14 protein-coding genes are annotated in these 21,886 nt (G+C 29.8%); all 14 read left to right on the top strand.

The annotated features are described in order from the left end of the window. Positions 1-11 precede the first annotated feature (11 nt). The 14 genes from CHB63_RS02570 (at position 12) to CHB63_RS02635 (ending at position 20,611) form a co-directional block, all read left to right on the top strand. The gene (locus tag CHB63_RS02570) at positions 12-875 is read left to right on the top strand and encodes a hypothetical protein (RefSeq protein ID WP_089376856.1); all 864 of its coding nucleotides are present in this window, start codon (positions 12-14) and stop codon (positions 873-875) included. A 4-nt stretch (positions 876-879) separates the two neighbouring features. Next, complete coding sequence (pglX, locus tag CHB63_RS02575; protein ID WP_089376857.1) at positions 880-4,317, top strand: BREX-1 system adenine-specific DNA-methyltransferase PglX; 3,438 nt, start codon at positions 880-882, stop codon at positions 4,315-4,317. A gap of 24 nt (positions 4,318-4,341) precedes the next feature. Continuing rightward, the gene (locus CHB63_RS02580) at positions 4,342-4,653 is read left to right on the top strand and encodes a hypothetical protein (protein ID WP_089376858.1); all 312 of its coding nucleotides are present in this window, start codon (positions 4,342-4,344) and stop codon (positions 4,651-4,653) included. Positions 4,654-4,732: 79 nt separating this feature from the next. Then, the gene (locus CHB63_RS02585; RefSeq protein ID WP_089376859.1) at positions 4,733-4,987 is read left to right on the top strand and encodes a hypothetical protein; all 255 of its coding nucleotides are present in this window, start codon (positions 4,733-4,735) and stop codon (positions 4,985-4,987) included. A gap of 17 nt (positions 4,988-5,004) precedes the next feature. Then, positions 5,005-5,619, top strand: a complete 615-nt coding sequence (locus tag CHB63_RS02590) for an alpha-ketoglutarate-dependent dioxygenase AlkB family protein (RefSeq protein WP_089376860.1) — start codon at positions 5,005-5,007, stop codon at positions 5,617-5,619. Next, positions 5,616-6,635 carry a DUF1848 domain-containing protein gene (locus tag CHB63_RS02595; protein WP_089376861.1) on the top strand — a complete coding sequence of 340 codons (1,020 nt, stop codon included), beginning with the start codon at positions 5,616-5,618 and terminating at the stop codon, positions 6,633-6,635. Before CHB63_RS02590 ends, CHB63_RS02595 begins: the two co-directional genes overlap by 4 nt. Positions 6,636-6,650: 15 nt before the next feature. Then, on the top strand, positions 6,651-7,652 hold the full coding sequence (locus tag CHB63_RS02600; protein WP_089376862.1) for a 3'-5' exonuclease: 1,002 nt from the start codon (positions 6,651-6,653) through the stop codon (positions 7,650-7,652). A 2-nt stretch (positions 7,653-7,654) separates the two neighbouring features. Continuing rightward, complete coding sequence (locus CHB63_RS02605; protein ID WP_089376863.1) at positions 7,655-9,523, top strand: hypothetical protein; 1,869 nt, start codon at positions 7,655-7,657, stop codon at positions 9,521-9,523. 13 nt (positions 9,524-9,536) lie between these two features. Further along, positions 9,537-10,997 carry a hypothetical protein gene (locus CHB63_RS02610; RefSeq protein WP_089376864.1) on the top strand — a complete coding sequence of 487 codons (1,461 nt, stop codon included), beginning with the start codon at positions 9,537-9,539 and terminating at the stop codon, positions 10,995-10,997. Between the two features lie 17 nt (positions 10,998-11,014). Then, complete coding sequence (pglZ, locus tag CHB63_RS02615) at positions 11,015-13,510, top strand: BREX-1 system phosphatase PglZ type A (protein WP_089376865.1); 2,496 nt, start codon at positions 11,015-11,017, stop codon at positions 13,508-13,510. A 3-nt stretch (positions 13,511-13,513) separates the two neighbouring features. Then, on the top strand, positions 13,514-15,526 hold the full coding sequence (brxL, locus tag CHB63_RS02620) for a BREX system Lon protease-like protein BrxL (RefSeq protein WP_089376866.1): 2,013 nt from the start codon (positions 13,514-13,516) through the stop codon (positions 15,524-15,526). Between the two features lie 13 nt (positions 15,527-15,539). Beyond that, complete coding sequence (locus tag CHB63_RS02625) at positions 15,540-18,788, top strand: hypothetical protein (RefSeq protein ID WP_089376867.1); 3,249 nt, start codon at positions 15,540-15,542, stop codon at positions 18,786-18,788. Continuing rightward, on the top strand, positions 18,785-19,645 hold the full coding sequence (locus CHB63_RS02630; protein ID WP_089376868.1) for a DUF5677 domain-containing protein: 861 nt from the start codon (positions 18,785-18,787) through the stop codon (positions 19,643-19,645). Before CHB63_RS02625 ends, CHB63_RS02630 begins: the two co-directional genes overlap by 4 nt. A 159-nt stretch (positions 19,646-19,804) precedes the next feature. Continuing rightward, positions 19,805-20,611 (top strand): DUF2971 domain-containing protein, encoded by an 807-nt coding sequence (locus CHB63_RS02635; protein ID WP_089376869.1) that lies wholly within the window; start codon positions 19,805-19,807, stop codon positions 20,609-20,611. Positions 20,612-21,886 lie beyond the last annotated feature (1,275 nt).

Genomic DNA, 21,886 nt, shown 5'->3' on the forward strand with positions numbered 1-21,886 from the left:
TAATAATTGTTATGAATTATATAAAACCAGAAATTATTAGTCTTAAAAACAGTAAAGAATTTAATGAAAAATGGCTTCAAGCAAGAATAGAAGAGGACCCAACTATAGTTGGTCTAGGGGAGTTGGAATTCAGGGATACTGAAAAAATCCAAATTGGAGGTGGTCGCTTAGATACCATTTTATATGACCCCGAAGATAATAAAAGATATGAGGTTGAAATTCAATTGGGAAAAACGGATGAGTCACACATTATAAGGACTATTGAATATTGGGATTTGGAAAGAAAGAAAAACCCTCAGTATAGTCATTGTGCTGTAATAATTGCTGAAGATATTACAAGTAGATTTTTAAACGTTATTTCTCTATTCAATGGGTTCATACCCTTAATTGCAATTCAGGTAAAAGCGATAAAAATTGAAGATAATATTTCACTTTTCTTTACCAAAGTATTAGATGAGACAAAATTTGAATTATTGGAAGAGGATATCAATTCAGAACCTACTGACAGAGATTATTGGGAAAAAAAAGCTACAAAAAATTCACTTAAATTAACTGATGAAATATATAAAGGTTTAGGAGAATTAACTAATGATTATAATTTGAAATACAATAAGCATTACATAGGTCTTGAGAACAATAATATTGCAAATAATTTCATCTCTTTTATACCTAGAAAGTCAGGTGTAATTGCACGTATTAAAATGGAAAAGAATGAGGAGGTTGATGAAATATTAGAAAATTCAGATATGGATACTCTTTCCTTTGATAAAAAATGGAGATTATACAGACTAAAGTTAAATAAGAAAGACGTTCCTGAAAATATGGAAATAATTAAGGATTTAGTATCACGAGCAAAAACTGAATACAGAAATTAATACTATGAACACAAACACCCTAAAAAAATTCGCTCAAGAAGCTCGTAAAAAATTAATATCACAAATTGGAGCTAAATTAGAATTGGTTTTAACTTCAGATTCTGCTGAGTTACGTGAAAAAGCATCACAAATAAAAAAATTACAAGAAGCTATTAATGCTTCTAATAAAGAACAGGTAATTGAAACCGTTGCCTATACGTGGTTTAACCGTTTTATGGCATTACGATTTATGGATGCCAACGATTATCAACCTATTGGTATTAGAGTGGTGACTCCAAAAGCTGGATATACATTACCAGAAATTTTAGATGAAGCCAAACAAGGAAATATTCCTGATGAATTACCCGTAAACCAACGACATATTTACGATGTGTTGGATGGTAAAATACCAAGTAGCAACTCACAAAACGAAGCTTATAAGGAGTTGTTGATTGGAGCTTGTAACCATTTAAACCAAGTTTTTCCGTTCTTATTTGAAAAGTTAAGCGATTACACTGAGTTATTATTACCAGATGATTTAATTTCTGAATTCTCCATTGTACAAGTTATTCGAGAAGGAATGACAGATGAAGATTGCAAAGAGGTAGAAATTATTGGTTGGTTGTATCAATTTTATATTTCTGAATTAAATGAAGATTTGATTAGTTCTAAAAAAGTATATAAAAAGAATGAATTAGCACCAGCATCTCAATTGTTCACGCCTAAGTGGATTGTGCAATATATGGTGGATAATACATTGGGACAACTATGGTCTGAAATTAATCCAACTACAAAAGTTACTGATACTCTAGAGTTTTATATAAAACCAGCATATAAAGAGCAACTTTCAACAAGAGAGACTAAAAGTATTGAAGATATCAAGTTCTTTGAGCCTTGTGTTGGGTCTGGTCATATCTTGTCTTATGCTTTTGATGTGTTTTATAAAATGTATGAAGAACAAGGCTATAACCCAACAGAAATTTCAGAACTCATTATCACAAAAAACTTGTATGGAGTAGATATTGACCAACGTGCTGCTCAATTGGCTTCCTTTGTGTTATTAATGAAGGGACAACAAAAACATAGGCGTTTCCTTCGTGTCGTAGAAAAGAAAAATATACAACCTAACATTTCTTTCTATCAGGATTTTGAATTTGATAACAATTTTAAAAATGCCACAGCTTTAGGTTCTTTAATAACTATTGAAACAGAAGAAGCAAAAGCATATAAAGTTGATGGAAATTCACTTTTTGGAGAGCGACAAGCAGAAGTCAAAAAACTATATGATTTATTAGGACAACGCTATGATGTGGTAGTAACCAATCCACCATACATTAGTTCTTCTAGAATGGAGGGTGGTTTAAAACAATATGTAGAAGCTAACTATCCAGAAACAAAATCCGACCTTTTTGCTGCCTTTATTATACGTTGTATAGAATTATGTGATGAAGATGGCTTCACTGGTTTTGTAACTCCATTTGTATGGATGTTTATTAAATCATATGAAAACTTAAGAAGATATTTACTAAATAAAAAGTATCTATCTAGCCTAATAAAACCTTCTTACACCAGTTTCTTTGAGTCAGCAATAGTACCATTATGTACTTTCGTGGTTAGAAATTCTGTCCAAAAAGGAAAATCTACTTTTTTTGATTTAGGTTATTTAGGTACATTGTCTGAACAGCCTATAAGATTAAAAAAGGCTTTTTTAGATGAAAATGACATAAATGTTGATGGGAAAAAAACACAATACATTCAAAACCAGATAGATTTCTTAAGGATACCTGGAAGCCCAATGGGTTACTGGTTAAATGAAAACACAATATCAACTTTTAGCAATAATTTAATTGGAGATATTTCTGAACCGAGACTTGGAATGGCAACAGCCGACAATAATCTATTCCTTAGGTTTAATTGGGAGGTTTCAAAAGAAAAAATTGGTTTCAATGAGAAAGACTATAAAGCAAAATGGTTTAATTATGCCAAGGGAGGAGATTTTAGGAAGTGGTATGGGAATCAGGAATATACTGTTAATTGGAAAAATAAAGGGGAAGATATTAGGAGTTTTACTAATTCTCAAGGAAAAGTAAGGTCACACAATTATAATATGGATTATATTTTTAAGAAAGGGATAACTTGGTCTGCCTTAACTTCTTCTCAAACGAGCTTTAGAACACTTGAGAACTCGTTATTTGATAATGCTGGTAGCTCACTATTTGTTAAAAACGAAAAGGATTATTTACCAGTATTAGGCCTATTAAATTCTAATATTATTGAATATTTATTACCAGTAATTAGTCCTACATTAAATTGTCAACCTGGAACAATTGCAAAATTACCTGGAAAAATTGATGATTTTGGAGCAACTAATTTGGTTATAGATTGTATATCTATTGCTAAGGATGAGTACAATTCTAAAGAACTTAGTGTATTATTAAAACAGAACGAACTTATCCGCATCAAAGGTCAAGACCTAGAAGAAACCTATGATTTATATCAGCACTATTGGAAAAATAAATTTTCACAATTGCATAAAAATGAAGAAGAACTCAATAGACAATTTATAGGGATTTATGGCTTACAGGGTGAAGTTAAACCAGAGGTACCGTTAAAAGATATTACTATACTTAAAGAAGAAACTAAAATTATAAATGGCCAATTAGTTTTTCAAGTAAAAGAAGTATTTGCACAGTTTATGAGCTATGCGGTAGGTTGTATGTTTGGGCGTTATAGTTTAGACAAAGATGGTTTAATATTGGCAAACCAAGGTGAAACCTTAGAAGATTACCTTGAGAAAGTGGGAATTAGTGAAACTGAAGTATCCTTCCTCCCAGATGATGACAATATTATTCCAATACTGGATGATGAATGGTTTGAAGATGATATTGTAAACAGGTTTAATGAATTTTTAAAAATCAGTTTTGGCAAAGCCAACTTTGAGAAAAACGTAGCTTATGTAGAAGAATGTTTGGGTAAAGACATCCGCAAATACTTTGTAAAAGACTTTTATGCAGACCATATAAAGCGTTACAAAAAGCGCCCAATTTATTGGATGTTCTCATCACCAAAAGGTTCGTTTAATGTGCTTATATATATGCACCGTTATACACAAGACACCTTAAACCAAATATTAAATGGCTATTTAAAAGAATACAGAGAAAAACTAAATACACATATAGATAATTTGGACCATTTAATAGAATCTGGAACCTCAGCGGAGCAAACAAAAGCATCTAAAGAAAAAGACAAGCTTAAATTAGTTGTTAATGAGCTACTAGAATATGAACGAGATGTGTTGTATCCACTAGCTACAGAACGTATTGCTATAGACCTAGATGATGGTGTATTGGTAAACTATAACAAGTTTGGAGAAGCTATTAAAAAAGTCGCTGGATTAAATGATAAGACTGCTAAAAAGAAAGTAAGAGCATTTGATTGGATAGATACTAAAGAGATAAGGTAAAAACAACTTTAAATAATATGTAAAATGTATAAAAAATCTAAATTTACAATAAGTCTGGATGTTTTGTGTCCAAATTTAAAAGAGCATAAACAGTGTTTCGAGAGACTGTTAAAAAGAACAAAAGAGGAAGGATTTAGCTCACTACTTGTTCATCCTAGTTTTCAGGCTGAGCATAATAAAAATGGAAAATACCTAGTGTATATTGAAACTACAAACTTGTTTTATGCTACTGATGACATAAGTGGATATGTGCGAAGATGTAAAAGTAATGGTATAAAACCTGAAAATATTTGCGCTATAAATAAAAAAGGTGAATATGCAAATATTACTTTTTAAAAAATGCTGGTTTAATCGATAAAAAAGCCAAAGACAAGGTGAAAAAGTTTGATTAGATAGATACAAGTGAGATAAGATAATGGAAGATATTTTAACAAATAACAGAATTTGTCCCCAACCAATGATTTGGAATGAGTTGTATGAATTAATGTGTGAAGATTTAAAAGTTCACGCTATTCCAAAACCATTAATATTAGCGGGTTGGAATTTCTCAAATGATTTAGAGAAATCTATTCGTTTTAGAGAACACCTTAATTTAATTAATTTTGATTCTGACAATAGAATTAAAACTTATATTTTGAACATTGAAGAAGAAAATTGGTATAAAGGATAAAAAACTAAGTTAGAATAATGGAACAACTAGATATGTTTGCCCCAGCTCCAGATTATAATAAAACCATTAAAATAAATAATGGTGAGTACATCTATATCCCGAATTTTTATGGAAGGATTATGGCCAATTATTACCTTCAACAATTTACAAATACCATTGAATGGAAACAGGAGTCAATGAATATGTACGGAAAACAAATTCCATTTCCAAGGCTAACTGCTTGGTATGGTGAAAATGATAAGCCTTATAGTTTTTCAGGCATAACATTACAACCTCATCCTTGGACAAAAGAGCTAATTGAGATTAAAGATAAAATTGACCATAAAGCTCAAGTGAAATTTAATTCTGTATTGTTGAATAGATATAGAAATGGAAATGATTCAATTTCTTGGCATACTGATGCAGAAAAAGAGCTTGGTAAAAATCCAGTGATTGCTTCTGTAAATTTTGGAGCTGAACGGAAATTTCAATTAAAACATATGCATACAGATGAAAAAATTGAGCTAAATTTAAAGCACGGAAGTTTGTTAATTATGAAAGGTGAATTGCAACATTTTTGGAAGCATCAGGTGCCAAAAACAAAAATGAAAGTAGAGGAACGTATAAATTTAACATTTAGAGTTATAAAATGATTTGGAAAAAGGTTGAAATAAAGAATGATTTAGGAGAGCAAGTAAGTGCTCAAGCTCCAGTAATTGTATCTGCAAGTCGTTCTACAGATATTCCTACTTTTTATGCAGATTGGTTTGTGGAACGATGGCAAAAAGGCTATGTAAAATGGAAAAACCCTTTTAATGGTGTTTTCTCTTATGTTTCATTTAAAAACACTAGAATAGTTGTGTTTTGGACCAAAAACCCAAAGCCAATGATGAAGCACCTCGATTTTCTAAATAAAAATGTTAAGCAGTTTTATTTTCAATACACACTGAATGATTATGATAAAGAAGGATACGAAGGAAAAGTGCCAAGTGTTGATACTAGGATAAAATCGTTTATTGAACTTTCAGAAAAAATAGGAAAAGAAAGAGTGATTTGGAGATTTGACCCAATGATTTTAACTGATACAATTGACGTAAAAGAACTTTTAAGAAGAGTTAAAAATATTGGAGACCAGCTGAAGAACCATACAAGAAAATTAGTTTTCAGTTTTGCAGATATTTCAATCTACAGAAAAGTTGAAAACAATCTTAAAAAAGAGAGAATTAATTACGTTGAGTTTACGGAGGAAACGATGCATCAATTTGCAAAAGGACTTCAGGAATTAAACAAAAACTGGAATCTTGAAATTGCAACTTGTGCAGAAAAAATTCCTTTAGAACAATATGGAATCACTCACAACAAATGTATTGATGATGACTTGATGATTGAACTTTATGGCAAAGACAAACAATTAATGGATTTTCTAGGTGTTAAAATTGAAGAACCTACCCTATTTGATGACTCAAGCAATATCAAAAAAACCAAGGTAATAAAAGATAAAGGACAAAGAGAATTATGTGGATGCATAATGAGTAAAGACATTGGGCAATACAATACGTGTCCTCACGAATGTGTTTACTGCTATGCAAATACATCTAAAGAAATAGCAAGGAAAAATTACCAAACACATATTGAAAATAAATCACTAGATACAATAACAGGATTATAAAAAAACTATGAAATTATGGCTTATTATTTTAATTTACCAGCATCAACAGAATTGACAAGAGACCAACAATTAGCAGTAGACGAAACAGAACCAATTGCCCTTTCAGGAGGGCCAGGCACAGGTAAAACTGTTGTAAATCTTTGGCGCCATATATTCAACTACACAAATGGAACTGCTAGAAGTCTATTATTAACTTACACAAAAACTTTAGAACATTACTTGAGACAATCTGCCAGCTCTAGAAACATCAATGCATCTAGAAATATTGATAGGACTTACAGATGGACATATGGCAAAAACAAATCTCATTATGATGAAATAATTATTGATGAAGCCCAAGATGTTGAAATTGACAGATACAATATCATAAAAAGACACTCTGACCAATGCACCTATGGAGCAGATGAAGCACAAAGTTTGTATGCTGAAAAGAGCTGTTCTGTTCAACAACTAAAACAGCTATTCCCAAATAATGAAGAATATACTCTTGATGTTAATTTTAGAAATTCACAGGAAATATTATTATTTACAAAGGCAGTGTTTCCAAGTGTATTTATTCCGCAACGCACTATAAATAACGCTGAAGTAACAGGAATAAAACCAATCGTTCAAACTGTTGGTTGGGATGAAGATGAAATTATTGCTAATATTGAAGAAATAGTAAAAGCATATGCATCTGACACACATAATATAGGGATACTAGTTCCAGGGAAAAATCAAGTGACTAAGCTTTATAATGAGCTTGAATCAAGAATTAATTGCTCCAAATATGAAGGTGAAATGTCCGAATTTGAATCTTTTGAGAACGTACATATTACAACATTTAAATCTGCTAAAGGGGTAGAGTTTGATACTGTAATTATACCTAACTTTGACAGCTACAAGTGGTTTATAGCTAAAACTCATAATATTGGGATGAACGATTACTATGTTGCACTTACACGTTCTAAAATAAATTTATTTTTAATTAATAAATTTGATTTAGACGTTAATACTAACACGTACGAAACGGAATAAAAATGGAAAAAATATATTTACCTATAGCTTCTTTTAATCTTGGACATTACTTTACTAAAGGCTGTATTTGTCCAACAAGATATATTTCAAACAGAAATGAAGATATTCAGAATAGATTTGACAATTCACTACTTTTTTGTAGAACAAAATTTACAGATGAGACAAATTGTTCTTTAGAGATAGTTTTAACTCAAAAAGAATCAAAATCTATTAAAGAAAAAACAACTAATTTTTTTTTATTGGATTTAGTTTTACCTATTAGTAGAGTTAAACGTATTTTCTTTAAAGATGAAAAACAAAAAGTAAAAACAGTCGCCAATATTAATGACGGAGCAGCTTTTATTCCAGATGAAATTGTAGATGTTGATTTAACTAATGAATATAGTAAGACAGATGAGATTCTTGCAGTAAAAAATATTAGTGAAAAAAAAGATTGGCAGTCTAAAATTGATTTATATGACAAACTATTAGGTGGCTTTGCTTTTATGCGATTAGGAGGCGAATCTTGGATGAATTATTCAAAAAATTATTTCCAAACATTCTCTCTTCTCAATAAACTTGTTAAAGAACAACTTTATGTTACTACTTTAAATTTTGATAATCCTTATGAATGGTTAATTCTTGACAATAATAAATATGAATCTCTCCGTTCATCTATATATTCTAATGTAGATTATAAAACTGTTGAAGGTTTTGCCAAAGAAGAAGATATAAATCTAAAAAAAAGATTAGGAATTATTGATTTAGATGGAATTAAATTTAAATCAAAAACATATTTAATAGCCATTCTCGCAACATACGGGAGTAGTGGTAGAAAAAAAATAGATGATTTTATAACAGATTTAATTAATAACAAATTTTCGGAGCCTCGAAAAGAAGGAATATCCCTTATGTTTGGTATTAACTCAGGATATAAAGCATTTAGAAATAAATACAAAACTTCAAAATTTGAAGTAGATGTTAAATTTAAACTTAATAGTCAGTTAGATTATTACACAATTGAAAGTATCTATCAATATGTTTTTAATAATAAAACAGACAATTATTCATTCTTTTATATAGATAGTTGGTGTCCTAAATCAAATGAAAGAGTTAAAATAAAAGAGTATCAAACTTATACGATTTTAGATAAAACTATCATTTACAAAAAAAAAGTTCAAATTGGTTCTTTGGAATATTTGCAAGAATTATATCAAAGTGTTTCACCAAATAATCTTTTTGAAAGTATCACAAAAATAGTCAATGGTTGGTTACCCGATTTTCTAAAAACAGAGAAAACTAAGGAAGCAAGTTTATATTTTGAAAGAAATCTTAAAACCAATATAGAAGCTATAGTTAAAGACACCTACAAAAAAGTTAAAGCTGATATTGATAACGATATAAAATTAGACAAGGAAAATATTCTATTAGAGAACATTGAACTTAAAAAAAGTATTAAGAAAATTCAAAATAATTATGATGAACTATTAATAACAAATGATAATCTTTTAGGTGAATTAAATTCTAGTTCACCCAAAACATTTGTTGATAACACTAAAGAACAAATTGAAGATTCTACATCAGAAACTTTTGATTTACATGTGGATAGAGGTTCTAGAGGAGAAGGAGAAGAAAAAAATAATATTGACGATAGTTCCTTCCAAGGAGAAATGAATTTTCCAGTTAATTTATCAGAGAACAAAAAGACGCCCAATGAATCTGAACATTCTCAAATAGGATTACGTGAAAAAGAACTTTCAGTTATGGGTATCACTAAGCTTAGGAACGAAGCAAAAAAGACAGGAATTAAAGCAACTTCTAGGTTTGCAAATAATCCTGTAGATAAAGAACGGTTAGTGAAACTGATTATTGAAAAAGAATCTAACTCTTAACATTAGTTTAGATATGGATTTAATTGAAAAGCTAAATAAAGTTTCAACAAATACAAGCATCTTAACTTCGTTTTTGCAAGAGAATATAAATTCTGTCTATGACTTTTTCCTTTCTCAAGGGTATAGTGAACTAAAAGAAGAAATTGAAAGAATCGATAATTATATATTTTCAAATTATAAAGTACTAAAAAAAATAGATTTAAGCGTAACAGAAAACCTTACCTTCATTACTGTTTTACTAGATGTTTGTGAACGGTTTGGGTTTCTTTCTTATTTTAAACGCCTTTATAAATTATTAGTTTCTTCTAATTCAAATATTAATAGTAGACATAAAGCAACAGCATTATTTTCAATAGGGATAAAAGAGTTCTCTGATTATGAAAAAGTGTTTGAAGAGGTCTTAAATAAATTACAATATGCAACTGAATACGAAGAAGATAATTATGATAAAGTAGTTTCAACATTTGTTGATTTTTATGCTCAAGTTGTTTATAATTATGGTCAATTTAACTGCGAAGGTGTATTAGCTTTTAGAAATAATATCAAAAAAATTAAATGTGATTTTTTCTTTCTTGGAAATGCTCTAATTGATGAAATTCTTCTAATAGATGTTAGAGATTTCAATTCCGCTTACGATGAAATTAATCTTAAATTAGATTTATACCTTAATCGTAAAAAAGTTGAACTCATTTTTTCGGAAGAGAAATATTTAATCGAGTCTGAAACTGAGTATAGCAAGACATTAAAAACCGTACCAGCAGATTTTCACTATATAAGAAATATATCTGTTGAAAATTATAATCACATTGGTGATAATGATATTTTTTATTCATTAGGTAGAGGTGTTGAAATATTGACAAGCGAAAAGCAACTTTTTGCATATATGAATAGCTATGGAAATATGCATTATGCAAAGCTTGATACAGCCTTTAATATGCTACCTGATTCTTTATTCTCTTCTGAAATTGAAATTTATGATTGGGGTTGTGGGCAGGCAATGGCATCACTATCCTATTTGGACTTTCTGAAAAAAAATGATTACAGGCAAAAAATCAACAAAATAACTTTGAATGAACCTTCGGAACTAGCTTTAAAAAGAGGTTCCTTACATTTAAATAAATTTGACAAAAACATAGACATCTCTACAATTAATAAAGATTTAGACTCGTTAAAAGTTTGTGATTTTAATACAAATGGAAACATTAAGCTTCATTTCTTTTCAAATATTTTAGATATTGATTTTTTTTCAATGGATAAATTAACTTCTTTAATACAATCAACTTTCAAAGGCGTAAATTATTTTGTAATTGTCAGCCCATATATTACTGAAATAAAAAGAAATAGAATAGATAATTTTGTAAGGCAATTTGAGGAGAATAATGAATTTGAACTCATAGATTCATTAAACAAACAAAAAAGAGAATGGAAGAATAACTGGACAATAGTTTCAAGAGTATTCAAAGTTGATTTATAAAAAGATTCTAAAAGTTTATGAATAATATAAAAGAAGCATTATTAAAACGTTTTGAAAGTCATCGCATCATTTTTTGGTATGATGAAAAGAAAGAACTTATAGAGCAATATGAAGAATTGAGTATTGATGGGGTGGATAAAATTTACGTTCAAGGTAATGAGTTCGAAGTAAAATATCGCATCTCCAAACAAGAGCGAAACAATAAATTCTTGCTCTACTTTACTGGTAAAAAACCTCTAAATGAAGAAAATTGGTTGTTAGATTTGGTATTGGCACACCACGTTTTTCATACGGACCAAGAAGCGATGTTTATGCAAGAGATTGGGATGGGATATCATTTCAAAGAATTGGTTGCAGAACATATTGAATTCTTTAAGTCTAAAGGACGAAGAACCAAATTAAAAGAGCTCTTGGGAGAAGGTGACCAACACGAAGATATTAGAGGTAAAATGTTAGCTGTATTATTCAACACAGACTATGTAAATCTAAGTACCTTTATCCAAGCGCATAGCTCAGAATTTATTGATGGGAATGATAAGTTTGATAAAAACTTAGACCGTTATAATCTCTCCAACTATTATTGGGGGAGAATTAAACACCAATTTAATTATTTAAATGAAGCTCCATCCATATATGATTTTCTATTAGAGGTATTTAATCACAATTTTATATTAGGTTCTAAAAATACGTTAAACAAAGAGTCTAGAATATTGCTATTGCAATGGAAAGACACTATTCAATTTAGAGATAGCTTTGCCCAAATTTCTGAAAAAATAGCAAAAGATTTGGATATTAAATCCAAATTGAATGAAACTACTTTAGATACTATTATTGATGATGATTTATTTGAATTGGTAGATTTAAAAGTAATTCACGAACTAGTTACGCAATTAGCTGAAGGAAGCATTACCACAGAAAAAGTTTTAAAGTATATAAAGAAGAGAGAAAATAAGTTTTGGAACAATAAATTTCAACCGTTCTACAGCTGTATCACTTATGGAGCTCAGTTTGTTGATAAAGCTAAAGAAACCTCATCAACAACCTATAAATCGTTTGATGAAGGTGTAAAAAACTACTCAGAGAATTTGTACGAAGTAGACTTTATTTACAGAAAATTCATTTGGAATTTCAGGCAAACAAAACAAAACAAAATATTAGCACATTTAGTTGAAACAGTAGAAAAAATATACTCCAATGATTGGTTGTTGAACAACAACAATAACTGGCAAAAGGTGATTGAAAATGTTGAGGTTTGGCCATTTAAAAAAGGGAACAGTCAGAGAGCATTCTTTAAAAATCACGTTGTGCCATTCATTGAGAAGAAGCAACGATTGTTTGTAATTATTTCAGATGCATTTAGATATGAATGCGGAGCTGAATTGAGTGAAAGACTTCAAGCGGAAAACAGATATGAATCATCTATCGATTCGATGGTGGCTTCACTTCCTTCTTATACACAACTAGGAATGGCTTCTTTATTGCCTCATAAAGAAATTTCATTTAAAGAAGGTTCAGATTCAGCAGAGGTTGATGGAATGTCTAGTTCTGGCACACAAGGAAGAGCAAAAATATTAGCAACCAATTCAGGAGTGAGAGCAACAGCTATTAAAGCGAAAGACTTTATGAATTTTAATTCTGCAACTGAGGGAAGAGATTTTGTAAAAAAACACGACCTCATCTACATTTATCACAATAGAATTGATAAAATGGGTGATGATAAAACAACGGAAGAAAACGTTTTTGAGGCTGTTGAAGATGAACTGGACTTCTTGATGGATATGCTAAAGAAAATAGCCAATATGAATGGTAATAATATGCTCATTACATCAGACCACGGTTTTATTTATCAGAATAATTCATTGGATGAAAGTGACTTTGTTCAATCCAATCATAACGGTACTATCTGGAAGGAGAATAGAAGGTTTGTTATAGGAGAAGGATTAAAAGGAGATAATACTACAACAGCATTTACGGCAAGTCAATTAGGTTTAAAATCTGATTCCAATGTTTTGATTCCTAAGTCTATTAACAGACTTCGTATTAAAGGCGCTGGCTCTAGATTTGTACACGGTGGAGCATCATTACAAGAAATTATAATTCCCGTTATAAAAGTCACTAAAAAGCGTCAAAACACAACATCTCAAGTTGAAATTGACATCATTAAATCTACGGATAGAATTACCACTAATATTTTACCAGTATCCTTTATTCAATCTGACTTGGTTACAGAGAAAGTACTTGCAAGAACACTTAGAGCTGGTATTTATGCCGAAGATGGAGAATTACTAAGTGACCAATTCAAATACAACTTTGATATTGAACAAGGAAGTGAACGCCAACGAGAAGTGAAACATAGATTTCAATTAATGGCAAAAGCAAGTGGGAAATATAAGAACCAACGGGTACAATTCATTTTGGAAGAACCAGTTGAAGGAACTACCAAATGGAAGCAATACAAAGAATACTATTATACATTAAACATATCATTTACCAACGATTTTGATGATTTCTAGCCTATGGAACAATTAGATATAAAATTGAATGAACATTTTGGAGGAAAAGTAGTTCGTAAAGATTTAACCAAATTGGTGAAAGGAAATGCCATTGTACCTACCTATGTATTGGAATATTTATTAGGCCAATATTGTGCAACGGATGATGAGGAAACTATTGTTGAAGGTGTTGAAACAGTGAAGAGTATCATAGCTAAACATTTTGTTCATAGAGATGAAGCGCAGCTTATAAAAGCAACAGTTCGAGAAAAAGGTTCTCATCGTATTATTGATAAAGTATCTGTAAGACTAAATGATAAAAAAGACCAGTATGAAGCATCTTTTGCAAACCTAGGTCTAAACAGAATCCCAATTTCCGATTCAGTAATTAAAGAACATCAAAAATTGCTCTCTAGCGGTGTATGGTGCATTTTAACGTTAGCTTATTTCCATACAGACGAAAGAGATTCAACACCTTGGATAATTGAAAAGATTAAGCCTATTCAAGTTTCCAATGCTGATGTAGATGAGTATAAAGAAGCACGAAAAGCATTTACAAAGGAAGAATGGATTGATGTGTTACTACAAACAATTGGTTTAAACCCAGAAGAGTTTACATTTAGGTCTAAATTGATTCAGCTGACAAGGTTGGTTCCTTTTGTTGAAAACAATTACAATCTTATTGAGCTAGGACCAAAAGGTACTGGGAAGTCTCATATATTTTCAGAATTGTCACCTCATGGAATGTTGATTTCGGGTGGTGAAGTTTCTAAGGCAAAACTCTTCGTGAATAATAGCTCTGGTGAAATTGGTCTTGTTGGCTATTGGGATGTTGTTGCTTATGATGAGTTTGCTGGTAAAACCAAGAGAGTTGACAGAGGGTTGGTTGACATTATGAAAAATTATATGGCCAACAAATCATTCTCCAGAGGAACACAAGTTTATGGAGCATCGGCTTCCATGGTGTTTGTAGGAAATACAGACCATACTGTACCCTATATGATTAAGCATAGTGATTTGTTTGATGCGCTACCAAAAGATTACTATGACACCGCTTTTTTAGACAGATTACACGCCTATATACCAGGATGGGAAGTCCAAAAATTAAGAAATGAAATGTTCACTTCAAACTATGGATTCATTGTAGATTATTTGGCTGAGATTCTGAAGGATTTAAGAAAAGAAGATAGAACACACGATTATTCGAAGTTTTTTGAGTTATCAAATTCCATTACAACTAGAGATAAAACGTCTATTGCAAAGACCTATGCTGGTTTGGAAAAAGTAATCTACCCTCATAATGAAATAACTGAAAATGATGCCAAAGAGCTGTTAGATTTCGCTATAGAGAATAGAAAAAGAGTAAAGCTACAATTGCAGAAAATGGATGAAACCTTTGAAGAGGTTGACTTTAGTTATACCATTAAAAGCACTGGTGAAATCATCAACGTTGATACCTTGGAAGTTATTCAATATGCTCCTAAAAAAAGCCCCGTACTTGAAGTAAAAACTGAAAAGAGTAAAGAAACCACCTCAACTTTTATTGGAGAGAGTCCAATTGAGCTCCAAGGCGGACAAAAAATTATTAGAGACAACCAAATAGGAATATCTTATGATTTATTATTTGGAGCTTACTTATTAGGAGCTACAGACATAAAAGTGATTGACCCATATGTTAGGTTGCCATATCAGTTAAGAAACTTTATGGAGCTGGCAAAATTGATTGCAGAAAAGAAAGACCCTGAAGTTGAAGTAAAACTTCATTTAGTTACAGCCAATAATGAAGATTATTTGGAGAATGCCAAAGAAGCATTTCAACAAATGTCTTATTCTTTAGAATCTTTAGGAATCATTTTTTCATATGAATTTGATGACTACATTCATGACCGTTCAATTTTAATGGATAATGGGTGGAAGGTGGTTCTTGGCAGAGGTCTGGATATTTGGCAAAAAACGGGTGGTTGGTATGATATCAACGAATATGTTCAGGAACAAAGATTATGCAAAGCACATGAAATAACATTTGTAAAAAATTGATACTGATAATTAAATGAGAAATGCGTTAAGTGGTTACACATATCAAAAACAAGTTACCTTACTCTTATTATCAATTATGGATGTGGAACGTAATATCTCAAAAATTGAGATAGAAGCTAAAACCACTGACAACTTCGATGATTTAATAATTACTACTAATTCAGACAGTTTCCAATTTCAAATAAAGGATTTTGAGGACGTATCACTTGAAAATTTAAAAATTAAAAACAATGAAATTTTCATTAAAGGAAACCCTCATAAACTATCTGCAAAACATAATGTCATATTCTTTAAAAATATAACAATCAAATCAAATGAGAAAATTCTAGAATTTCCTAGTTATAAATTTGCTGAAAACGTTTCAATTGTTTCGTTATCAAGAGTCCAAATTGATAAAAAATTAAATAATCTATACAAAATTAATCCACGAAGAAAAAACGAAATGGATTGCTTTTTAAACTCAATTTTAGATAAAAGAATATGGCAAATACCAAGAGAATCATTACCACAACTAAAAGTGTTCTTAACTGATTTACAAGAAAAATCTGTATTAATCAGTCATAAGCTTCTTGAATTTGAAAAACTTCTTTTAATAGAAGGAAAACCTGGTATTGGTAAAAGCCATTTCGTAAACTCACTAATTAAGAAGTTTGAAAACAATATAATATACCGCTTTTGGATTGGAAATCAGGATAGGGATTATCAAGAAAGGTTAAGGTTTGAAAATTTTATTCGTGATTTAAACGTTAAACTGTTTTACGACCAAAAAACAAGAACAATAGAAGAGCTTCTTATTAAATTAAAAAACGAAGATAAAACTTTTATTATTGACGGTCTTGACCACATAGAAAACTATAACAAACCTGAATTTAATAGTTTTATTAATTTCATTAATAGAGCTAAAGAATTTTGTAAAATAATTATTTTATCAAGACCCTTAACTAAGGAACTAAACTGGAATAAACATACACTTGAAAAGTGGAATTTGAAACAAACTGAAAGGGTTTTAAAAACGTTGTTTCACCTTTCAGAACATCATATCTTAAAGGAAATTTATGAAATCTCCCAAGGCTATCCTATCATTGTTAAATATATAGCAGAACACTATAAAATAAACGGAAAAGTACCGAAAATTGAACAAGTTGAAAATATAGATTCTTATTATCAGGATATCATTTCAAACGAAAAAGGAAAAAATAGTTTATCAGTTTTTCTATGTTCAAAATCCTATATAATGGAATCGGAAATAGATTTGTTTATAGGTCATGAAAAATATTATGTTGAAGAGTTTATTAAGGAACATCCATATCTATTTGACATCAAAATAAATCGAATTTCCCTTTTCCACGATAGCTTCAACACTTTTTTAAGAAAGCAAGTTGATTACACACATAAAACGGAAACGGTTAATAATATCGTTAGTAAATCAATTTTAAATCTTGAAAAAAGATTTTTATCACGATTTAGCTTATTTCAATTTTCAAAAGAACAGAAAAAGAGTATATTAATTAAATATGCTTCAATAAAAACATTCGAAAAAATCATTAAAAATACCGTTGACTTCGAATCAATAAGAACGTTTTATACTCAACTTAGAGAATTATTAAAGGAGATTTCACCAACCGAGCTGAGCATTAATAATTACTATGACTTATCTTTAATTATCATCTTAGTTACACGAGAACACATATCAACTATCAATACTTTTTACTACACATATGTAAGTTCGTTAATTGAGAATGGAATAACTGATGAAGATATTACAAGTTCTGAATATCTTTTTGGAATGTATTATTACGTTAAAACTAAAAATGCAGCACTACTTTATAATAGCACTACTGACGACCATTATGACACCGAATATTTCCATAAACAATTAGAACTTGACATCAACGAAGAAGAAACATTCATAGAAAAACATTCAAGACAATTAGACAAAAGAACTATAGATGAGGCATTAAAAGATAAAATAAATTTCAAAAAACACTTAAAGCAAATCATTGAAAATATCTTTATACACAAATCAAAAATAAAAGGTTACGAAATTCTAAAATCCAGTATTGGAGAATATCTAAATGGACATACTTACCAAGCGACCCATAAACTAGAGAGATTTTTAATAAAATATAATGTCCCAGATTATTATCCAAATTGGATTTTGAAAGATGTTTATAATAATCTATTATCTTATGGATATAAAATTGACTCAGGGAAAAATGAATATCATGATTTAACCTTAAAAGAACTCATATGTAAGTATCGTGATTTAGGAAGTTTTAAACTAAGAAATAAAATACATAATTATATTCGCTTAGCTTTATTAGAAAAAAGAAAAATTGATGTACAAAGTATTTATCCTTACTGGACAAAATACTACCAAAGAAAAGACTATACCTTATATAGTCTGCCAATTGCATTAAAAACACTACAAAGTGAAAATTTAATTTCACTTAAAGAATGTGTAAGTCTAATTCACAAAATACAAGAAATATCTGAAAAAGGATATAGGCATTTACTTGCTGACTTTATTGAATTATATCAACCGTCAAAAATAATTTTACTTTTAGAAATAGACTTTGACATTGAAGAATTACATGTAGAATGGTTCAAATTACAAAAAAAATACATAAATAAAATAAGTGAACGAACATATAATATTCAGGAGAATAGATTACTTACAAATCATCAAAGTCTTTTAATACCTTTAGAAGAAATTGAAAATGTTCTTTATTCTAACAAGTTCGAAAAACTTGAACTTACTTTGGATTTATTTAAAGCAAAAGTTAGTTTTAAAAATAATCAAAAGAAAACGGCTCTAAAATTTAAACAATCAAAATTAAGATTTTACGAATTAACTGAACAAAATGACTATGACAAATACAAACAGAATAGTCAACAGAGATTCGAAAGAGGTATTTTAACATCCAAAGACATAAACTTCATCAAGAGGGAAAAGTTAAAACCGTATGAAATCGCAAAATATTCGGATGGTAATTACACTTCTCTACCCGAAATAGATATTTTTAAAGTTTATGAACCAAAACAAATAAAATACTACTTTAAAAAAATATTATACAATACATTAATAAATAAGACAAAGAGTATAAACTACTTTTATTCATTGTACTACCATCCAGGAAACATACTTGCAATGATAAAACTTTATAGAAATGACAAAGAGTTTAAAGACGCAACTAAAAGTTTTGAAAGGTTTTTAAACTTATCAATGCTTAGTCTAAAACAAGATAGAAGTCCAAAATGAAAAGAAAATATGCACACATCAAAAATGTTGAGAAATTAGAAGTTGAACTTTTGAAATCGAACTTTATCAAGGACTTTTCGAATGAATTGATGACACTCATTAAAAAGACAATTGACCCTTTTGAAGATATGGGTTATGTCTATGATATAAATCAAGCTACGATTGCTGGTTTATATACAAAACTATATAAGCATTATAAATTATTTCTTCGGGCCTTCAATAACAATGAATATGATACTAATGCTTTACTAAGTAGACCGATATATGAAGCTTTTGTTTTAATGAAGTATTTGATATTAAAAGGAGAAGAATCACAAAAACATTACAGACTTGTTTCATATAGGAGAAGGTACAAGAATTTAAAAGAGCTTGAGGGAATTGAAGGAATTGGTCAAGTAATGATTGAAAAGTTAAAACATGCGATGAGCATAGATGGATTTACAATGAGTGATTTTGAGGCTGAAAATTCAAAAAAGAAAGGGCGTAAATGGGAACTTGATGGGAAAAATTTCTCAGAGATTCATAAGGAAGTAGAAATATCGGAAACATACCCATATGTATATGGAATGCTTTCGGAAGTTTTACATAGCGGATGGGGAGATATTAGACAGCTACATTTAACATATTGTGAAGGTAAATACTTCATTCCTAAGATGGATTTCTACAATAATAATGACAATCGTATTATTGCTCCAATTTTCTCAATATTGATTGAAGCCTCTGAAGAGTTTTTAAACTGGGCAGAAAGAAACAAAGATGTAGAGAATTTCACAGAACTTAAGAGAATTAATAACTTGACAATTAAATATATTTTTAAAAATTATGAAACTAATTCGGATAAATATCTATATGAATAGAAAGAAAAATAAATTATTACAATTAGTATAATTCATTGCTTGGTTTGGAAATTGTCCAACAAACATTCCGTATATTTAACCTGATTTCTCAGCCTGAAAATCCTAGCGGGTTTACAGCAACAAAATCATAACTCTGAACCGTTGTACATAATTTAAAAAATGACTCCCGATAACTATCCAGATATAATTTACAAATACAGAAGTTGGAACAACGACTTCCATAAAAATATTCTTTTAAATAATGAAGTCTTTATGTCACCACCTAATGATTTTAACGACCCATTTGACTGTCGAATTCCAAAAAATCATTATCTAATCGATACACCTGAAAAAATAGACCAATTTATTAATGATGGGATTGAAAAGCATAGAGAATGGTTAATTGCAAGTGGGAAAAATATTGATTTTGAAAAGAAACAATTAAAAGAACGCCTTCAAGATATTGAAACTTATCAAAAAGAACACGAAGATTTAGAATATGCGGAAATGGATAAACATTATGGAATATTATCATTAAGTGCTCGTTGGAATTCAATTTTGATGTGGTCTCATTATGGAGACTTTCATAAAGGTTTTTGTATTGGATTTAATGAATTAAAAATGCGGAATTGTGGACTTTTTGGAAAAGGTGGGCCAGTAACGTATACTGAAGAGTTTCCAGAAATCAATCCAATGGAACAAGAACATACAATGTTGAAATCATTTAAACAGACACACAACAAAGCTAAAGATTGGGAATACGAGGAAGAATATAGGCTAACAAATCTTTTTTTTCCTAATGTACCAACAAATGAGCAAAGAGTAATTAAGGTACCTTCTGAATTCATCGATGAAGTTAACTTAGGAATGAATATTTCAGAACAACATAAAACAGAGATTATTACAGAATGTACAAAACGAAATATTAAAGTCTATCAAACTGAAAAAACTCCATTCAAGTTTAATTTGACAAGAAACATTATCTAAATAAAACGTGTGACAACAAAAAAAACGGAGTTAAAAAACAAGTCATTTTAGTTTAATTTCGATACAAATTTTGCTTCATAATACAAACCCGATTTAGCAATAGTAAAAACTTATTTTAATAGTTTATTGCTCACTATTATTAATGTTAGTTACTTACTCTTCCTTTTGATATAATACCCAGAAAATTCTATCTTTTGGAATGATACTCAATCAAATATCTGATAACAGAACTCGCTGAGCCACCATAAATATTTCTCTTGGCCATTTGGTTCAATTTTTCCTTTAATTTGGGGCTTATGCGCATCGTAAAAATCAATGTGTTATCAGTTTTCGGTAATCTCTTATTCATAATAATCAAGTGTTTATACTAATAAATATCTCCAACATTTCAGAAACACCTCCCTGAATGCATTATTATTTTTATTCATAGAATAAAATGTACCTAAACCCATATTTATAATCTCATAGCGCACTTCAACGCCAACTCATTCGCAGTCAATACATCCATTGAAGTGGCGTTATTAGTACTTAATAGCACGATTAAGAGTCCTCCAAGGATATGCATATCGAGGTACGTGTGATATATCTGGGATATCTCAATACCCTAGACCCTCCCTACATAGGAAACCTCAATCTAAAGCGCTAATAATCAACCACTTACGTATACCGTCTTATATGCTAATAATCAGGTAGTTACGTATATACGCCCATCCGTATGGTTTTTATATTTTGGGAATTTTGAAATTGTAATATTTGGAAGTGTATATACAGAAAATTATTTTTCTAAATTTTAAGAGCTTTATTTTAGAGTGATTTATGTTTGTGAAAATAAAATAGATTTTCTACATTTGAGATGTAGGTTATTTTTCCTACAACTTTTTCATAGCAATTTACCCACCTCTCTAAAGAAGTGGGTTTTTTTTATTAGTATAGTTCAGATTATTATCTATAATTTTTGTTGTTGTGAATTTCAGTCATCATTTTCAAATATTAATGTCAAGATAAGTCAACATTCTTGACATTATATTTGATGAATATTTGGTAAAAACCCAATGATGGCAAAGGATTACAAGGATTGATTGGGTGTCTACCTTAGATGTATATAATATAATAACCATCTCATAGGTCGTAGCCCAGATATCATTAGTTTTCTGTAAGCTTAATTTTACAAATTAGTCCTAAAGAGATGAACTATCCAATTGTAATTACATATTTATATACATATGGATTTAATAGAAATTGAAACAAGAATTAAACACTTCGAGACTCGATTAA

Source organism: Lutibacter flavus, from assembly GCF_900188355.1.
Taxonomy (GTDB): Bacteria; Bacteroidota; Bacteroidia; order Flavobacteriales; family Flavobacteriaceae; genus Lutibacter; species Lutibacter flavus.

Excerpts from the sequence above, each read along its gene's own strand:
- CHB63_RS02570 (WP_089376856.1), top strand. The coding sequence starts at position 12 with ATGAATTATATAAAACCAGAAATTATTAGTCTTAAAAACAGTAAAGAA.
- pglX (WP_089376857.1), top strand. The coding sequence starts at position 880 with ATGAACACAAACACCCTAAAAAAATTCGCTCAAGAAGCTCGTAAAAAA.
- CHB63_RS02580 (WP_089376858.1), top strand. The coding sequence starts at position 4,342 with ATGTATAAAAAATCTAAATTTACAATAAGTCTGGATGTTTTGTGTCCA.
- CHB63_RS02585 (WP_089376859.1), top strand. The coding sequence starts at position 4,733 with ATGGAAGATATTTTAACAAATAACAGAATTTGTCCCCAACCAATGATT.
- CHB63_RS02590 (WP_089376860.1), top strand. The coding sequence starts at position 5,005 with ATGGAACAACTAGATATGTTTGCCCCAGCTCCAGATTATAATAAAACC.
- CHB63_RS02595 (WP_089376861.1), top strand. The coding sequence starts at position 5,616 with ATGATTTGGAAAAAGGTTGAAATAAAGAATGATTTAGGAGAGCAAGTA.
- CHB63_RS02600 (WP_089376862.1), top strand. The coding sequence starts at position 6,651 with ATGGCTTATTATTTTAATTTACCAGCATCAACAGAATTGACAAGAGAC.
- CHB63_RS02605 (WP_089376863.1), top strand. The coding sequence starts at position 7,655 with ATGGAAAAAATATATTTACCTATAGCTTCTTTTAATCTTGGACATTAC.
- CHB63_RS02610 (WP_089376864.1), top strand. The coding sequence starts at position 9,537 with ATGGATTTAATTGAAAAGCTAAATAAAGTTTCAACAAATACAAGCATC.
- pglZ (WP_089376865.1), top strand. The coding sequence starts at position 11,015 with ATGAATAATATAAAAGAAGCATTATTAAAACGTTTTGAAAGTCATCGC.
- brxL (WP_089376866.1), top strand. The coding sequence starts at position 13,514 with ATGGAACAATTAGATATAAAATTGAATGAACATTTTGGAGGAAAAGTA.
- CHB63_RS02625 (WP_089376867.1), top strand. The coding sequence starts at position 15,540 with ATGAGAAATGCGTTAAGTGGTTACACATATCAAAAACAAGTTACCTTA.
- CHB63_RS02630 (WP_089376868.1), top strand. The coding sequence starts at position 18,785 with ATGAAAAGAAAATATGCACACATCAAAAATGTTGAGAAATTAGAAGTT.
- CHB63_RS02635 (WP_089376869.1), top strand. The coding sequence starts at position 19,805 with ATGACTCCCGATAACTATCCAGATATAATTTACAAATACAGAAGTTGG.